At 35.2% G+C, this 13,323-nt stretch carries 16 protein-coding genes and 1 pseudogene; 12 read left to right on the top strand and 5 right to left on the bottom strand.

The annotated features are described in order from the left end of the window. The first annotated feature begins 33 nt into the window (after positions 1-33). The 10 genes and pseudogenes from rhaB (at position 34) to FFX44_RS08455 (ending at position 8,705) form a co-directional block, all read left to right on the top strand. Positions 34-1,518: a rhamnulokinase gene (gene rhaB, locus FFX44_RS08500; RefSeq protein WP_289979975.1), complete on the top strand. Its 1,485-nt coding sequence runs from the start codon at positions 34-36 to the stop codon at positions 1,516-1,518. Next, positions 1,508-1,825, top strand: a complete 318-nt coding sequence (rhaM, locus tag FFX44_RS08495; RefSeq protein ID WP_289979973.1) for an L-rhamnose mutarotase — start codon at positions 1,508-1,510, stop codon at positions 1,823-1,825. Before rhaB ends, rhaM begins: the two co-directional genes overlap by 11 nt. Positions 1,826-1,839: 14 nt before the next feature. Next, on the top strand, positions 1,840-3,105 hold the full coding sequence (locus FFX44_RS08490) for an L-rhamnose isomerase (RefSeq protein ID WP_289979971.1): 1,266 nt from the start codon (positions 1,840-1,842) through the stop codon (positions 3,103-3,105). Between the two features lie 37 nt (positions 3,106-3,142). Beyond that, complete coding sequence (gene rhaD / locus FFX44_RS08485; protein ID WP_289979970.1) at positions 3,143-3,958, top strand: rhamnulose-1-phosphate aldolase; 816 nt, start codon at positions 3,143-3,145, stop codon at positions 3,956-3,958. Between the two features lie 85 nt (positions 3,959-4,043). Next, positions 4,044-4,943 carry an AEC family transporter gene (locus FFX44_RS08480; protein ID WP_289979968.1) on the top strand — a complete coding sequence of 300 codons (900 nt, stop codon included), beginning with the start codon at positions 4,044-4,046 and terminating at the stop codon, positions 4,941-4,943. 208 nt (positions 4,944-5,151) lie between these two features. After that, positions 5,152-6,135 (top strand): helix-turn-helix domain-containing protein, encoded by a 984-nt coding sequence (locus FFX44_RS08475; RefSeq protein WP_289979966.1) that lies wholly within the window; start codon positions 5,152-5,154, stop codon positions 6,133-6,135. 121 nt (positions 6,136-6,256) lie between these two features. Next, the gene (locus tag FFX44_RS08470; RefSeq protein ID WP_289979965.1) at positions 6,257-6,571 is read left to right on the top strand and encodes a SemiSWEET family transporter; all 315 of its coding nucleotides are present in this window, start codon (positions 6,257-6,259) and stop codon (positions 6,569-6,571) included. 154 nt (positions 6,572-6,725) lie between these two features. After that, a pseudogene (locus FFX44_RS08465) lies at positions 6,726-7,984 on the top strand (chloride channel protein). Between the two features lie 282 nt (positions 7,985-8,266). Further along, on the top strand, positions 8,267-8,536 hold the full coding sequence (locus FFX44_RS08460) for a type II toxin-antitoxin system RelB/DinJ family antitoxin (RefSeq protein ID WP_354669254.1): 270 nt from the start codon (positions 8,267-8,269) through the stop codon (positions 8,534-8,536). Then, complete coding sequence (locus FFX44_RS08455) at positions 8,529-8,705, top strand: hypothetical protein (protein WP_289979963.1); 177 nt, start codon at positions 8,529-8,531, stop codon at positions 8,703-8,705. The genes FFX44_RS08460 and FFX44_RS08455 overlap by 8 nt, the downstream gene beginning before the upstream one ends. Before the next feature lie 119 nt (positions 8,706-8,824). Here FFX44_RS08455 and FFX44_RS08450 read toward each other — a convergent pair whose 3' ends face one another. The 5 genes from FFX44_RS08450 to FFX44_RS08430 all read right to left on the bottom strand — a co-directional run bounded on the left by FFX44_RS08450 (position 8,825) and on the right by FFX44_RS08430 (position 11,087). Next, complete coding sequence (locus FFX44_RS08450; RefSeq protein WP_289979962.1) at positions 8,825-9,091, bottom strand: Txe/YoeB family addiction module toxin; 267 nt, start codon at positions 9,089-9,091, stop codon at positions 8,825-8,827. Beyond that, the gene (locus FFX44_RS08445; protein WP_289979961.1) at positions 9,088-9,351 is read right to left on the bottom strand and encodes a type II toxin-antitoxin system Phd/YefM family antitoxin; all 264 of its coding nucleotides are present in this window, start codon (positions 9,349-9,351) and stop codon (positions 9,088-9,090) included. Before FFX44_RS08445 ends, FFX44_RS08450 begins: the two co-directional genes overlap by 4 nt. Before the next feature lie 321 nt (positions 9,352-9,672). After that, positions 9,673-9,966: a HigA family addiction module antitoxin gene (locus tag FFX44_RS08440; protein ID WP_289979959.1), complete on the bottom strand. Its 294-nt coding sequence runs from the start codon at positions 9,964-9,966 to the stop codon at positions 9,673-9,675. A gap of 14 nt (positions 9,967-9,980) precedes the next feature. After that, complete coding sequence (locus FFX44_RS08435; RefSeq protein ID WP_289979956.1) at positions 9,981-10,268, bottom strand: type II toxin-antitoxin system RelE/ParE family toxin; 288 nt, start codon at positions 10,266-10,268, stop codon at positions 9,981-9,983. A gap of 183 nt (positions 10,269-10,451) precedes the next feature. Further along, positions 10,452-11,087: an NAD(P)H-binding protein gene (locus tag FFX44_RS08430; protein WP_289979954.1), complete on the bottom strand. Its 636-nt coding sequence runs from the start codon at positions 11,085-11,087 to the stop codon at positions 10,452-10,454. A 213-nt stretch (positions 11,088-11,300) separates the two neighbouring features. Between FFX44_RS08430 and FFX44_RS08425 the strand changes: the two genes are divergently transcribed. Together FFX44_RS08425 and FFX44_RS08420 are read left to right on the top strand one after the other, a co-directional pair. After that, a complete protein-coding gene (locus FFX44_RS08425; protein WP_289979953.1) occupies positions 11,301-11,888 on the top strand; it encodes a helix-turn-helix transcriptional regulator in 588 nt (195 codons plus the stop codon). Between the two features lie 248 nt (positions 11,889-12,136). Then, complete coding sequence (locus tag FFX44_RS08420; RefSeq protein WP_289979952.1) at positions 12,137-13,195, top strand: flagellin; 1,059 nt, start codon at positions 12,137-12,139, stop codon at positions 13,193-13,195. The last annotated feature ends 128 nt before the right edge of the window (positions 13,196-13,323 follow it).

Below are 13,323 nucleotides of genomic sequence, written 5' to 3'. Positions count from 1 at the left end.
TTTTCAATTGAAGGGATAAGGGTGACATGACTTATGAGTAAAACTTATGTTGCTGTTGATATAGGGGCTTCAAGTGGTCGACTAATGCTTTCAAAACTAGTCGACAACAAATTAAGCTTGAGAGAAATTCATCGGTTTAAAAATGGTTTTGTTCACAATAAAGGACATGATTGTTGGGATATTGACAAATTAATAGAAGAAATTCTAATTGGCTTAGAAAAAATTAAAAAAGCTGGATATGATTCAGTTGTTCTAGGGATTGATACTTGGGCGGTTGATTATGTTTTGGTTGACCAAAAGGGAAACAAATTACAGGATTCGATTTCTTATCGTGATAATAGAACTCATGGAAGCATAGAAAGGTTAACGACATCATTATCAAAAAAGTATATTTATCAAAAAACAGGAATTCAGTTTCTTGACTTTAATACACTTTATCAATTATTTGAAGAGGACAAAGAATTGTTAGCCAAAACAGATAAGATAATGATGATTCCAGACTACATTGGCTTTATTTTAACTGGGAAAGCAGTTACTGAAGTTACAAATGCGTCAACAACACAGATGCTAAGTCTGCGCGAAGGCCTATTTGATAATAACTTATTGAAAAGTGTTAATGTAAAACAATCTCAATTTCCAAAATTAGTAGAAGCTGGAACGATTCTAGGTGATATTAGTCAGCAATTAGTCAAAAAGTATAGTTTGCCTCAAACCGAGGTAGTTACAGTAGCAACACATGATACTGCTTCGGCTGTTATTGGTACACCTGCTCTGGGCCAGCGGTGGGCGTATTTAAGTTCTGGGACATGGTCGCTGATTGGTGCAGAACTTAATACTCCAGAAAATGGAGAAAAGGCTTTTGAACAAAACTATACAAATGAATGGGGAGCGTACGGAACTTACCGTTTTTTGAAAAACATTATGGGATTGTGGGTCATTCAAAATATAAAAAAAGAGTTGAATGATCAGTACAGCTTTGCAGCTTTAGCAGCTTTAGCAAAAAGAGAGCCACCATTCCAACAATTCATAGATATAAATGCTGCTCGTTTTCAGAATCCAGAGAATATGATAGCAGAACTTCAAGCATATTGTCGTGAAACTAAACAGAAGGTTCCTGAATCACCGGGAGAACTCGCAATGGCTGTCTATTCAAATCTGTCACTATATTATGCAAATGAATTATCTATTCTTGATGATATTTTGGGCTATCACATTGATAGTTTGAACATCGTTGGTGGTGGTTCAAATGTAGATTTAATGAATCAACTGACAGCAACGGTGAGTGGCGTTGACGTATATGCAGGTCCAAGTGAAGCGACAGCGATTGGAAACATTATGGTTCAAATGATTACGAAAGGTGATATTTTGAATATTTATCTTGCTCGTCAAATAATTAGTGATTCATTTAAGATAGACAAGTTTGTTCCTGAGAGAGAAAAATATTCTAATATCCTAGATGATTACAAAAAGTTTTTGAAGAATGAAAAATATAAAGGGGGTAATTTGGTTGACAGTTAGAATGGGACAGTTAATGCATGTTTATCGTGATATGTATGAAGAGTATGAAAAACGACATAATAATCTTTTTCCAAAAATGCGAGAAGCTTTGAAAGATGCTGGGGCACATAATTATTCAATATTCCTTGATAAAGAAACTGGAAATTTATTTGCTTATCTAGAAGTTGACGATGTCGAGAAATATAACGCTATCGCACAGTCTGATGATTGTAAAAAATGGTGGGCATATATGGAACCAATCATGGATACTAATGAAGACAAAAGTCCGGTAACTTTAGACTTACACGAAGTATTTCACTTAGATTAAAGGAGGAGTTTTAAATGGTTAAAGCAGAGAATATTGAAAGGGCATACAAAACAGCTAAAGAAAGATATGCAGAAATTGGCGTTGATACAGATAAAGTGATTGCACAATTAAAGAAGGTTAAGCTCTCAATGCATTGCTGGCAAGGCGATGATATTCATGGATTCTTAAATCCTGATCAAGAATTAACAGGGGGAATTGGGGTCAGTGGAGATTTTCCAGGAATTGCACGGACACCAGATGAATTGACAGCCGATTTGCATAAGGCACTTACCTTGATTCCTGGTAAACATAAAGTCCAGTTGCATACATTATATGCAGTAACTGATCAGAAGAAGGATTTCAATGAAATTGGGCCAGCGGATTTTAAGTATTGGGTAGACTGGGCTAAAAAAGAAGGTGTTGGTCTTGATATGAACCCAACCTTCTTCTCTCATCCAAAAGTAAAGCATAATTTCACACTTGCTAGTCCTGAAAAACAAATTCGTGATTACTGGATTGAAGTTGGTAAGAAGTCGCGAGAAATTGCAAATTATTTTGGTAAAGAATTAGGGCAACAATCAGTTAATAATTTTTGGATTCCAGATGGTTTCAAAGATAATCCAATCGACAAGCAAGGCCCAAGAGAACGTTTAATTGCATCACTCGATGAAGTTTTTGCGAAAAAGTACGAAGAGAAAAATACTATTGAGGCAGTTGAAGGGAAACTCTTTGGGACTGGAATTGAATCATATACAGTTGGTTCACATCTCTTCTATAACAATTACGCAATTAGCCGTGATAAGTTATGGACGATTGATGCAGGTCACTGGCACCCAACAGAAGATGTTTCAGATAAGTTTTCAGCATTCTTACCATTTGGTAAGGGGTTGATGTTGCATGTGTCACGACCGGTTCGGTGGGATAGTGATCATGTTGTGATTATGGACGATGCATTGATACGAATTGCACGTTCATTGGTACGAGACAACCAATTAGAACGAACAAATATTGGGCTTGATTTCTTTGATGCGACGATTGACCGCGTGGCTGCTTGGGTAATTGGAGCACGTGCAACGCAAAAGGCCTTATTGCAGGCAATGTTGGCACCAATTGATCAACTGAAAAAAGCTGAGTTAAGTTATGACTTTACAACACGTTTAGCTGTTACAGAAGAGCTCAAGGCGTATCCATTTGGTGCAGTTTGGGATGAATTCTGTTTAGAAAACGAGACACCAGTTGGGACTGATTGGTTGGAAGATATCCATCAGTATGAAAAAGATGTTTTATTTAAACGCAATTAAATGCAAACAACAGACATAAACTAGGGAGAAAAGTATAATGACTAAATTTGTAAATTCAAAATTTGTAAAGAAAATATGCGAAGTTACCCATGAGTCCTACGTACATGGCTGGGACGAACGCAATGGTGGCAATGTTTCATTGAGAATCGATAGTACCGATTTAGCTGATTTTGCTGATGTTAGAGAAGTTAAAAAAACTTTTGTGCTTGGCTTTGATGCATCTCCATTAGCAAAGGAATATTTCTTGGTTACTGGAACAGGACGGTATTTCCGAAATGTAATTAATCAACCAACACTTGACTTAGGCTTGGTTCAGATTACATCTGATGGCCAAAAGGCAGATTTATTGTGGGGCTTTGAAGATGGCGGTAAGCCAACATCAGAATTTCCAAGTCATTTGATGACACATATTGAAAGATTAAAATTCGATAAGACTCATAGAGTTGTAATGCATTGTCATCCAACAAATGTGATTGCATTGTCATTCACACAAGATTTAAACGAGGGACATATCTCACGACTTTTGTGGAAGATGCAAGCAGAATCTTTGGTAGTCTTTCCAGAAGGTGTAGGTTTGATTCCATATATGACACCGGGCACAACAGCTATTGGCAAGGCAACGGCAAGTAAAATGCAAGATTTTCGTGTAGTAATGTGGCCACATCATGGGTTGTTTGGAGTAGGTTCAGACTTAGATGAGACATTTGGCTTGATCGAAACGGTTGAAAAAGCTGCAACAATCTATTCACAAATTGGGGCACAAGGCGGAGAGATTAGACAGTCTATCTCTGATGAACAATTGAAGGAATTAGCTGCGGCATTTAATGTTGTTGCAAATCCAGCATTTATTTAAGGAAAATAATAAGAATAAAGTCAAGTAACTAAGAAAAGTTACAGTGGCTTTATTTTTTTAATGTAGATTATATGGTGGGGATGAAATGATGAATATTTTTGAGAATGTGATGCTGCCGGTGATATTAATTTTTGCTAGTGGATTTATTTTCAAAATAAAAACACAGATGGCTATTAAGCCACTCTCAAATATAGCTATATATTTGCTTCTTCCTTTTTTGGTATTTCAAACATTTTATAAATACTCCATCAATAGTAAATTCGTAACCATTATCATTGTGACAAGTATAATATTGATACTGTTAATTATCATAGGAGTAGTGTTTAGCCGTTTTTGGGGGTTAGATCAGGATGAGAGGGATGCATTTTTGTTATCAATTTGTTTTCCGAATAGTGGGAATTTCGGGATACCTATAATAATGTTTGCATTTGGTGGTGCAAAATTACAATATGGAATGGCAATTATGATTTTTCATAATATATTGATGGGAACAGTAGGAATATATGTGGCATCTGATAAGAGTTCAGGGATAAGGAAGCCCTTGACAAATATTTTTAAGCAACCGATGAACTATGTTATATTACCAGCAATTTTATTAAATAAGTGTAATGTTGTGGTACCCAATTTTCTTATGAAGAGTGTCAACTTAATAGGGAATACAACAATACCAATCATCATGCTAGTCTTAGGAATGCAATTGGCAGAGATTCACTTTCAAAAAGTAGATTGGCGTACAGCAGGGTGGGCATGCTTATTTCGATTGGTAATATCTCCACTGATAGCTTACTTTATAGCAACTATGCTAATGCTTAGTTACAGTATGATGGTTGTATTTGTATTAATGTCAGCGATGCCTAGTGCGGCAAACACTACGTTATATGCAATTGAGTTTGACAAAAAACCGCAATATGTTTCTAGTTGTACTTTAGTCAGCACCATCTTCTCTGTTGTAACAATTACAATGATTTTAAATTGGATGATTTAGAGAGTGTGTTATAAGCGATAAAGTGATTTTACCTGAAAAAGGATTTAAAATTAAGAGTATTGCAATGAGATTTTGACTTTCTTTTGAGATTTGTTAAGCTGTAAACGAATATGTTTTTTAGTGCTCATTCTTTAAAAGTAATATTCAAAAAGCCTTTGAAGTTACATATTCATATTGGCTTTTCGAGTAATTATAGGGGGATGAAAAAATGTTAAATCGAAGAGTTATGACCATGCTAAGAACTTTAAACCCAATTGAAACCAAACAAAAGCAAGATGAGTGTTATCTAGAAGAAATACCAGCAAATACAATTGAGCGAACAGGGCAAACAAACAGTTTTAAAGTTCTAAATAACTATTTTTTTAAGAACAAGGATATTTATATAAGTAAGCACAACAGATTTGCTCCTTATCCAACCCATTCACATTCTTTTTTAGAAATCAATTACATGCTTGAGGGGAAATCAGTTCAAGCAGTAGATGGAGAAAAAGTTGTGTTAAATAGGGGAGATTTATTATTATTAGATGTTGGAGCAACACATTCGATTGGGGCACTTAGTGAGAGTGACTTGTTGATTAATATTTTATTTAGAAATAGCAATATCAACATTGATTTATTGAAAGACCTAAGGCGAAGTCGCAGCGTTTTATATGATTTTTTATTGAAAAGCTCAATGAAGTCAAATCAAAAAAAAGATTTTTTGATTTTTAGAACGGCAAAAAATTACAAGATTTCACAGATAATGGATGAAATTATTGAAGAATATTTTTTGAAGAGGGAATTTTCAGATACAGTTATCAAGGCGTGTTTACAAATTTTAATCACAAATCTGGTCAGAAATTATCGTATTTTAGAAAATGAACCGCAAAGTAAAACAAGGAAAATAATGATTGAGGTACTAGACGAAATCGACAAAAACTACACTGATATTAACCTAAAACAAGTAGCTGAAAAATATAATTACAATAAAAACTATTTCAGCAACCTCTTTAAGAAGGAAGTTGGAAGGTCATTTTCAGAAACGGTATTAAAAAAAAGGTTAACACAGGCAAACGTCCTAATTACCTCAACAACACTCCCGATTAACCAAATTGCGCAGGCTGTCGGAATTTCAAACTATAGTTTTTTTTACAAAAAATACTTTGAATTTTATAAAGAATTGCCATCGGAGCAACGAAAAAATGGATTATAATTTACAGTAAGATATAATGTATGGATGTTACTCAATTGTCTTTTCTCCCCATTAATTTTTACGTTTCCAAAAAACAATGTTAAGCTGTAATGTATACTTTAACCAATAAGGAGAAAAACATATGAGAATTGACACATCAAAATACCCAGAAGGAGAAACTGCTGTATCCGCTGATAGGATTAGGCGTCTCAAATTATTAAGCAAACTGGCAACCGTTATGTGCATTGCGATGTATATTTCATATATTCCTCAAATTATTAGTAATTTTTCAGGGCATCCAGTCGGGTTTCTACAACCGTTTGTAGCAATGGTGAATGCTTCGTTATGGACTGGCTATGGCTGGAACAAAACATATAAAGATTGGCCTGTAATAATCGCCAATGTTCCGGGCATTTTTTTTGGATTATTCACAGTGGTTACGATATACATCCACTAGGTAAAAAGAGTTGACTAATAATAAAATGAACCCCAAAAGTTAGATTTTTTGTCTAATTTTTTGGGGTTCATTTTATAGTATCTGGGAGTGTGATATAAGTTGGGAAAATTATGGTTCGTGGATCTCAAAAAACATTGATTTGGTTGGTCAGGATATTGCTGAGTATTTTAAATACGCAGCTAGTATTAATAAAAAAAAGAATTTAATTTTGTTTCTTTCAACTTTAGTTCTAGGTATTATTGTCGGAATTAGTTCACTCTTATTAAGCTTATTGCTGGCTGAAGTTGAGCAATTATTTTTGAATTTTCAAGAAAGTGCAGCTAATCCTGCTTCACTTTTGATTTCTCCACTACACAGAATGTTCTCGGTTTTTTTAGGTGCAAGTGTCGCTGGGTTTATTTGGTGGATTTTGCGGACAAAGTTTAAACAAACAGTTCCAATTGCAAAGGCAATTTCTGGCAAAAATATGCCAGCTGTTCAAACGACCATCCATGTTATGACGCAAATATTTTATGTAGCAACTGGCGGATCAGTTGGTAGAGAACTAGCACCTCGTGAGGCCGGAGCAATGCTTGCCCAACGCTGGAATTATTTTTTGAAAAAAATAAATTTTTCTTTGAGCATGAGTGATCAAAAGTTGCTGATTGCAGCAGCTGCCGGAGCAGGTTTCGCCGGTGTGTATGGTGCCCCGTTAACTGGTATGTTGTTTTGTGTTGAGGTATTACTAAAGGATGTGAGCAAAAAAACAGTTGCTGTCAGTTTAGTGATGTCATCAACTTCAATGTTAATTGGTACAATCTTTAAGGGAATTGGCCCTTACTATTTAGTTGGAAAGCAAAATTTTTCTTTGAAATTTTTGCTATTTGTAATTTTTGCAGCACCAATTTGTGGTTTAGCAGGAGCCTTCTTTCGCCAAGCATTTAAATGGGCAGGCTATAAACAGACTAAAGATAAAAATATTTTGTGGCAATTGCCGCTAACTGGTTTATTAACGGGTGTTATAGCAACTGTTTTTCCAGAGATTATGGGAAATGGTCGTGCTTTAGCTCAATTATCAATCGATACAATCAATCACAAGTTTTTGTTGTTACTACTTGTCGGAGCGATAATAAAAGCAGTCGTAACGGTTTTAACAATTAAAAGTGGAGCCTCTGGCGGAACACTGACACCATCAATTTCAATTGGGGCTGTAATGGGCACAATTTTTGGACTTATGCTCCAAAATTTTTTTCCAGGGCTTTCGCTTTGGCAATGCAGTTTGCTTGCAGCATCTCAGTAAGCACCATTAATGGCATTAATGATGATTTTGGAAATTTGTCATTTGAGCTATTCGGCTATTCGGCTATTTTGCCATTAGGCTTAGGAGTATCAATAGCGATGATAGTTTCCAAATTAGTTTTAAAAGGGCAATAATAGAATAGATTTAATAATTTTATACAGAACTTAGAAGCTATACTGCTTCGAGTTCTTTTTTTCTTGATTTTGTACATAGTTGGTTCAGTTTAATGCAGGAAATTAAATACAAATTTTTTTCAAATGTTTTCAAAAAATTTTATTGAGTAAGGTATCTTTGACTTCTTTAAGAACATTAGAATCTTTTATTGGTACGGCAATTTGTTACATAATAACACTCTTTTTTGCTCTGTGTGAAGTATGGCGTACAATTATAAAAGAAAGGACTGATGATAGGCTAACATAGCAACTAGTTCCAGAATTAACACTAGAGTCGACCCAGTAATTAAGAAAAAGGCCCAGGAACAACTAGCTCAACACGGCTTAACTATGTCCGAATTCATGCGAGTAGTTGTGACAACCGTGGCTAACAATGGATTACCACAGCATTATGGTTTTCCAAACAATCAGGTTGCTAGGTCATTAACTGAGGTGGCTGAAGACCTTGCAGGGACTACAGAATTAAAGAGTGCGACTAATAAGCAAGAGTTGGAGCAGTTGTTAAATGAGTAAAATAACTCCAACCACTCAGTTTAAGCGGCAATATAAAGTTGTGAAGAAGAATCACAGATGGCGGCCAATTTTTAATGGAAAGGTATCTTCCGATACAGAGGTACGTTCTCCTTGGGATTACATAATCGACTGTTTTTTAACAGATAGGAGCATTCCAGAATATTTCTAACAGTATAGTGTGGTCAAACATTTCCTATTGATTTTCCGAACACTCTAAAGAAGCGAAATTAAGCAAAAAACTAGCAAAATTTCTCCCAAATTCAGGATCTATTTTGCTAGTTTTTTTAGTTATTCGTAATGGCTCCATGCTGCATAAATGTAAACCTTTTTTAATTCTTCATCTACACGATAAACTACTCGGTGCTGCGCATTTAGTCGCCTTGAATACAATCCACGACCGGTTGGCTGTAATTTTTCAAATGATTGTGTTAACTGGTATGAATTCACTTTTAAAATAGCAACCGTTTTTAAAAATTGGTCCTTTAAGTTCGATTTCTTTAACTTTTTCAAATCACTTTTAGCAGAGTTTTTTATCTCAACTTGATAAACACTCATAGATTATCCCAATCAATTTCATCAGCGTTAGTAAAGCCACTGTCATCATCTACACGTTCACGGACTTTAGCCAATGTTCCAGTATTTTCCAAATATAAGGTCTCAGTGATTGAATCCCAATCTTTTTTAGAAATAATAATGGCTGCTTGATCTTCATTTCCGTTAGCAGGTGTAATTGTAACCGGTTTTTTTTGCTGGTTGATATCTTTTAAAATCTGATAAAGGTGCTGACGTGCTTTTGTGGGTGTATAGTTTTTCATTTTGATCACCTCTAAGACAAATTAGAACGTACGTTTTACACGTACGCAACTATTTGCTTATATAAGTCATACTTTGGGATGTGGCTAAGCTGAAGTGCTTTACAAAAATTGAGTATTAACTCGAAATTACGAACATAGCGAGTACTTTGCTATGAGTAATTCGAAGTTAGACGGAAAATTTTGACTTATGAAACACGTTTATACGAAATAAATAGAGAAACTGAATCAAAATTTAACTTTTGACCCAGCCTCTTCCTACGTTTAGTCAAGCCCCTAATAAAAATTTCTCATCAACAGCGGTTGACAAAGAGCCATTTAAATCTATCCAAATTGATATTGTTGAATCTGACTATACTCATTTCCTTTTTCTTCTTCGGCATTACGAATATCTATATCATTTTGTAAGTTTAAAAAATAGCGGTCAGAAACTCCAAAAAACCTGCCTAATCTAACAGATGTATCAACAGTGATTTGTCGCCGATCATGTAAAATATCTTGTATTCTAGACGTTGGTACATTGATCTTCTTTGCCAATGCATAGGCTGAGAAGTTCAAAGGCTCCATAAATTCTTCTTTCAAAATTTCGCTAATTTTTGGTGTTGGGATCTTACTCATAATATTCACTCCCCTTAATGGTGATAATCAATAATTTCGACGTTGGTAAAATCACTATGATTTTCAACTGAAAAACAAAGTCGATATTGTGCATTAATTTTTATACTATACTGTCCTTCTCGATCTCCCACTAATTGTTCCAAATGATTAGCAGGCGGAATTCTTAAATCATTGATATTCGTAGCATTATCTAACATAATTAGCTTTCGTAAAGCTACTTTCTGAATTGATTGAGGCAACTTCTTAGAAAATTTTTGATTATATATTTTCTTAGTTTCCTTGTCTGCAAAATTTCTTATCATAGTTTTTCCTTTGACGTAATTTAACTATATTGTACCTCAATTGCGTGTATATGTAAAACAGCTATATCCTAGGGGTCATTGATAATTTATAAACCCTACAGTTCACTCATAGAATCATTGAATATTAAGCTTTATGGACGGTCGGTTATTGGGTGCTTACGGTTAAAATCAAGCAACCTGAATCTATATTTGTGTTAAAGCTTCATCAATAGGTGTTTTCCCATCGCTCATTTTAATGATCTTTTTGCTGGTATTGTCGAACTTGATAATGGCAGCCAGTGTCTCAGCAACATTTTGAATTGTATTCTTTGTTCCGCTATTCTCATTAAGAGCAATTCTGTGAGAACCCTTTTCTTCAATCAATGCGGCAGCTTGTAAGATGGTGTAGTCCAACTTGCTCTGATGGACAAGGTAATTATCGGCGAAGAACTTAGCAATATTATAGTCCAAAAGGTCTTCCATACCCCTCTTCTTCCATTGTTCTGGTTCTAAAGAAAAGGCGGAACTAAGCATAATAAATCGATTAATATGATTTTTCTCTGCAACTTGCATTATTTTAACAGCACCGAAGGCATCGGTCTGTAGTAAGTCTTTGCCGCGTGATCCAGCGACGAAATAAATTGCATCTGCATCTTTAACAAGTTCTGACAAGGTTTCAAGTCCAGTGTGCAGATCCAACTTTAGCGGTGTAACATGTGGATTCCGCAAGACTCTTTCTGGAGATCTGGCACCAGCCAAAATCTCATGGCCTTCCAAAGTTAATTGTTCGATTAATTTAGTAGCAACACGTCCTGTGGCTCCAACAATAAATATTTTCATTTCCGCACCTCTTTAATATAATTATCAGTTATATTCTAGCATTTTTGATTATTTTACGGCTAATGATTACACTTTGGTTAAAATGTATTTTAGGTGTGGAAAGTTCCAAGCCAAATAACTTTTTTCTAATAATCATGCGGATGCAAAAAAGATTTGCTAGACATTTTCTTCATTATTTAATAGCGTAGTTGTTGTAAGGGAGGGATGATAATTATGGAATTAGCCAAGATTCTGATTCAAGAAAGAAAACACTTGGGGAAAACACAGCAAGAAGTTGCGGATGATTTATTTATTTCGCGACAGACGCTTTCTAATTGGGAAAATGGGAAGAACTTTCCTGATGTGCCAACATTAATTAAGCTCAGCAATTATTACAATTTTTCACTTGATATTATGAAGGGAGATAAGCAACTGATGAAGAAAGTTGAAACGGATTACGAATTAATTAATATCAAAAAGGCTAATAAGAAATATTCTTGGTCACTCTTGATATTGCTAACATTGGTCATTATAGCGGCTTTTGCAATGTCATTCTTTGAAAATCAAACAGGTGTGGTCAAATCGTTGACGTTGGTTATGTCACTGTTAATTCTTGCATCGCTTTACGTTTCTTATAATTTCCTGAAGCAAGTCTATCAAAAGTATGCGAACGAGCCTAATACACCACTGTTCGTACCAAAAGTTTTTGGCTATGGGATTGCAATTAACCCATATCACAAAATTGGCAAGTTGATTTTTGCACTTCTCTTTCTCGCAATCGCTATTTTTTTCTTGGTCACGATAGTTTCTTTGTTTGTGTGATTTTTGGTAGATGTGATGTAAATCAAGTCTCATAGTATGTAATCAATGAAAGAATTAAACCATGGTAGAGTAAAAATTTTAATAAAACTTCATTAAAGGGAGTCACCGGATAACTTTGATTTACACTTCAAAGCAAATTTTATGAATATTTCTTAACAAGAGTATTAAATAATTTATTACTCGACCGATATCTATAAACATGAGGGGGAAGCCTCAAAATAAACTCGTAAAAAATGGAGGAATTAAATATGCGTATAAATACTAATATTTCTGCTATGGATACACTTCGTAACTTGAATGCTGCAACTGCAGCTAAAAGTGATTCTTTGTCAAAGCTTTCATCTGGTTCACGTATCAATAAAGCCGGTGACGATGCTGCTGGATTAGCTATCTCAGAAAACATGAAGTCACAAATCAGTGGGATGACTCAAGCAACACGTAACGCCCAAGATGGTGTTTCGTTGATTCAAACAGCTGAAGGTGCACTTAGCGAAAGCCAAACAATGCTTGAACGTATGCGTGATCTTTCTGTTCAAAGTGCCAATAGTACTTTATCAGATAGTGACCGTACGGATATCCAAAAGGAATTCGGTGCTCTTCAAAGTGAAATTACACGTGTTAGCCAGGATACAGAGTTCAATAACAAGAGTCTCTTGAGTGGAAATAACACATTTACTTTCCAAATCGGTGCAAATGCTGGGCAAACACTCTCAGTTTCAATCAGTGACATGAGTGCAGATTCATTAAAAGTTGGAAGCACGACTTTGTCTTTAACAGCTTCAGACACAGATATTACTACAATGCAAACCGCAGCTAGTGCACTTACAACAGTAGTGGGAACAACTGCAACATTGTCCGATACTGATATTGAAAATTTGGCAGCATTGGGTGTTGATACAACATCATTGACTACAGCATCTACATTGAGTAATGTTTCAGGTTTGTCAGACTTAGAAGCTAAGATTAAGACATTAGCTGATACTACTAGTTCAGCTACACAGCTACAAGAGACAGCAGATACTATTAAAGCATCTCAAGCAATCACAGCTCTTACAAAGGCTGTAAGTACTGTTTCTGGTCAACGTGCCGACCTTGGTGCCGCACAAAACCGTTTGACACATACAATCAACAACTTGGGAACAACTTCTGAGAACTTATCAGATGCTAATTCACAAATTCGTGATGTTGATATGGCTTCAGAAATGACAACATTTACAAAGCAAAATATCTTGACACAGGCAGCAACGTCAATGCTTTCACAAGCTAACTCAATGCCTAATACAGTGCTTACTTTACTTCAAGGTTAAGCTTAAGCACGCTGATTTATCGTTATACAATAGCGCTCAAAAGTCGAATGCAGGTTCGACTTTTGTCGTATACATAAGGATTGCTTCTAAACACATAATTTACTAACTTAAATATTATAAAGTGAAAG

Origin of the sequence: Lactobacillus sp. UCMA15818 (genome assembly GCF_030400225.1) — a bacterium.
Classification (GTDB): Bacteria; Bacillota; Bacilli; order Lactobacillales; family Lactobacillaceae; genus Liquorilactobacillus.
Note: the sequence above shows the minus strand (reverse complement) of the source record. Positions and strands in the feature narration are given on the sequence as shown.